Below are 3,519 nucleotides of genomic sequence, written 5' to 3'. Positions count from 1 at the left end.
TCTTTTTTTCGATCTTTATGGAAAGCGAATATTAAGCAAAGTAGCGCGAAAATATTTATAAATATAGCCGTTGTACTCATAGTTTGATTTGCAATGTTTTATATAATTAATAACCACAATGAATATTTCCAATTTAAAATTAATCAATCATTTTTAAGTCAATTTAAAAGACATAATTTGCGTTGACCTTTCAATAGCTGTGCGGTTTATTTTGCTTGGTGACTAAGATGAAAGTGTTTCATATAGCCACAGAGAATTTTGCTGGGGTTCCGTATTCACTTGTTCGAGCAGAAAGGCTCGTCGGTTTGGATTCGCATTTGATAACTTTGTCGCCGCCTGTGCGCGGACATCCGCAGGAAGAACACATTAAACTGCCTTTTTTCCGCGGTTTTTTACCCGGATTTCTGCGGACGCTAACGAAAAGCACGAAACCCATGGGGACGACCCGATATAAAGGCGAGGAAAGACCACCAAAATGGAATCCAACTTCATGGGGGAAGCTCTTGTTTGGGCTGCGGGATAAACTTTGGGAACCGATTCTTAGACGAGCTGGTTTCCCTGAAAGGCTTGACGCGTACGATGTCGTTGTCCTCGACGGTGGTGTGGGACTTCTGCGGTCGGGCAAGTTTGTTCTCGATTGGGCATCAAGACACGGCAAGCTGGTTATCATCTACTATGGGGATGACCTTAGAAGGCGGGGTGCTCTGCAAGAATTGGAAAATGCTGCCAAGCTAATTTATACCTTCGAATTCGACCATACTTTGATCCATCCACGGGCAAAATTTCTTTTCTATCCGTTTTTTTCTAATGATATGCCTGTGCGAAGTAAGGTAGCGGGTGAAATTCGCATTGGACATTCGCCGACGCTAAGAGCTTCGAAGGGCACAGAGTTGATAATTAGGACAGTTGAGAAGCTCGAAAGACGGTATAAAAATTTAAAATTAATTCTTATCGAGAAAATGAATTACCGTGATGCATTAAGGCTTAAGGCAACGGTAGATATTTTTATAGACCAGATAACGGAGCTTGGCTATGGGATAAGCAGCCTCGAAGCGTTGGCGATGGGAATACCAGTCGTTGTGAAACTTTTGCCCGATTTCGAGCAGTTCCTCGGGGAGCATCCGTTCGTTAAAGCGGATGAGAAAACGCTTGAGATTGTACTTGAACAACTTATAATTGACGATGTGTTTAGGGACAGGTGCGGAAAGCATGGTTATGAGTGGGTAAGAAAGGTTCATAGCCCTTTGAGGGCGGCACAAACGATTGTTAATGACATGAGGAGGCTTGGATGGCTCTGAGAACCTCGATAGTTTTTGGACTTATAATCGTTACTGTGGCTTTTGGCTTGGAAATTGAGCTTTCTGCCAACGATTATCCTTTCACCTTTGTGCATGGCCAAAACGGCTTGAGAATTCATGTTCATAACGGTGTGACACCACCGCCGGGTTATCCGTGGATTGAATTCGCGCAGGTTATTGTTCTTCTGCCTGAGGGAAGAAAGGTTCGTTCAGTAAGAATAATTGAAGATAACGCTGAAAAACTCGGGGTAACTGAACCAATCGAGAAGTGCATTGCTAAAAGACTTGATGGCTCAGGTGAGATTGTTCGGGATTCAAAGGTTGCTTTTTTGGCATCAACTCCAGTTGAGCTTGTATCGAACGGTTGCGCCATGGGATATTCAATCGCTGTCCTGCGATTTTCCCCTGTAACTATGAGCGATGACGGTGAACTTTTGTTACACAAAAAAGTTAAATTGGACTTGAAACTTGAAAGAGGCAAAAACTGCATCAAACCTATGGTGCACACTGAAATAAGCAGGCGAGCTTTTCGGAAAGTTTTGGATAAATTTTTGATAGTTGATAGTGTTTTTGAAAGCTACGAACAATCAGAGATTTTGGCTGATTATTTTCTTTTGCCGCACGATGGTTATTCCGTCCCGCCGAGATTGTCAGATTCTCCAGCGGATGTTGTGGTTATAACTTCCAGCTCGCTTGAGGATACTGCGAGAGCATATCTTGATGAAACGAGGTATGGGATTGCAACTCGCTTTGTGACGATAGAGGATATATATGCTCGCTACAGCGCATCCGACGGTGCTGAGGCGATAAGAAATTTTATCAAGGATGCGTATCGGTTATGGGGTATATGGGCTGTTTTTCTGGTTGGCGATTATACTGTTATTCCCGTGAGAGAACTCGTGGCAACTAATTATCGTGGCGAGATTGTTGCAACGCCAAGCGATTTGTATTATGCTGCGCTGGATGGTTCGCTGAACTCCGATGGTGACGATGAATTCGGGGAATCGCCAAGCGACGACCTTTTTCCAGAGATTTTTTACGGCAGGCTTGAGGTCAAGTCCACTGCCGAGATAAGAACTTTTGCCAATAAATTGCACGAGTATCTGTTTAATTTCCCCGGTTTGTTTTTCAACAAAATTCTTTTTGTTGGCGGAAGCATATATCCCAGCGGAACGGATAACACTGGCCCACAAATTAAGGACCAGATCGTTACCCGAACTGGTGTTGATACTATTTTTGAGCTTACTAAGATGTATTCAAATATATCCACTACTGGCGGTGATGTGACGATATCACGGGCTAATTTTATATCATTCCTCGATTCAGGATATGCGATGATAAATCACTTTGATCACGGAAATCAAACACTGCTTTCATTTGGTATGTATACTGGTGGTGGAGTTTTGAACATGGCTGATATATATAGTCTCGACAATGATTATTATCCTGTTTTATATAGTTTTTCCTGCGATGTGAATAGACTTGATACTGATAATATGGCTCGACGATGGGTTATAAATCCATCTGGTGGTGGTGTTGCGATGTTTGCCCATTCAAATACGGCATGGTCTATACAGTATTACATGGACTTGAACTTCTGGTCATCTTTTATAGATGATACCTGCAATTCGACTGGAGAATTGCTTTTTGATTGGGTGTATTCACTATCATCTCGAGCATACGACCGAATTATAGCCAGTCTTTGCGGCTCTCCGACTATTCCCATAACTCCGCGAAGAGTATTTGAGGAAAGCTTGACCGTTTACCCATCAACCCTTTTTGTCGGGGATTCCATCGTGCGAATATATGTTAATCCACCATTAACGAGACTGACATTGATAACTATTTCCACGAGAAATAGAATACTTTCGAGAAAGTATTTTACTGGCGATAGGGTATCCTTAAGGGTGCCATTGGTAGTTGCTGATACAGTTTTTATAACACTTCATACACTTCCACGAAAGCACATTTCGGTACCTCTGCATCCCTCGTTATCCGGGTTTGTAGTGCCTTGCAGCGCATGGGTAGAGGTCGTTAGAGGTGACCGAGACGGGTTTTTTGAGTTGGGAGAAACAGCTGTTGTTAAATGGGAGCTGACGAATGCTGGTGGCGGAATAGTCTTCGATACATTGACGATGAGAACGGTAGGGGTCGCCACGCTTGAGGATACAATTCATGTGAGGATGAATCCATCGGAGACTACGGTAGTTTACTCGGATAC

General features: G+C 43.0%; 2 protein-coding genes. Both read left to right on the top strand.

Annotated features, from left to right (window positions below):
* Window positions 1–227 precede the first annotated feature (227 nt).
* Window positions 228–1,298 (top strand): hypothetical protein, encoded by a 1,071-nt coding sequence (locus tag J7J62_09060; GenBank protein ID MCD6125302.1) that lies wholly within the window; start codon window positions 228–230, stop codon window positions 1,296–1,298.
* Window positions 1,289–3,519: hypothetical protein (locus tag J7J62_09055; GenBank protein ID MCD6125301.1), on the top strand; the 2,231-nt coding region annotated here is incomplete at its 3' end. The genes J7J62_09060 and J7J62_09055, both read left to right, overlap by 10 nt.

It is taken from the genome of bacterium (assembly GCA_021159335.1).
Taxonomy (GTDB): Bacteria; UBP14; UBA6098; order B30-G16; family B30-G16; genus JAGGRZ01.
This window is presented reverse-complemented; position numbering and strand designations above follow the sequence as displayed.

Excerpts from the sequence above, each read along its gene's own strand:
- J7J62_09060 (MCD6125302.1), top strand. The coding sequence starts at position 228 with ATGAAAGTGTTTCATATAGCCACAGAGAATTTTGCTGGGGTTCCGTAT.